Annotated in this window: 1 pseudogene; it reads right to left on the reverse strand. The window is 50.9% G+C overall.

The annotated features are described in order from the left end of the window. Positions 1–393: pseudogene (locus ACEWB7_RS18545) on the reverse strand (hypothetical protein); the annotation flags it as partial.

A 393-nucleotide genomic window follows, 5' to 3' on the forward strand; every position in this document is an offset into this window, starting at 1 on the left:
TCAAATACCTGCCCTGGCTGTCCTGGATAGTATTTCCCCAGTTCTGCCAATACCTGCTCGTCGGCGGCCGTTAGTTTTAGCCATTCCAGCGCATATAACCCTTTTTGTCCGCAAAGACGTCTGGCAATCTCATGGCTCACATCTTGTTTTTCCGGCAACAATAACGCAACCAGCGGCTGATGCCAGGCGGGTATGTTTCCGAGAGCTGCAATCAGTTTGTCGGCGCAGCGCTGCCATACATCGTCATTTGCTAGTGAGAGATGTTTACGCAGACGCATTTCAACCGAGGCAAAGCGTGACAGATAGCCAGGCTGCTTGTTATCCGGGGTAAACGTAATGAGGTGGGCATCATAATTCCAGTCAAAGCGGATGGCTTGCAATGCAATGACAACC

Source organism: Acinetobacter sp. NIOH-H-8 (genome assembly GCF_046635365.1).
In the GTDB taxonomy this organism is placed as follows: Bacteria; Pseudomonadota; Gammaproteobacteria; order Pseudomonadales; family Moraxellaceae; genus Acinetobacter.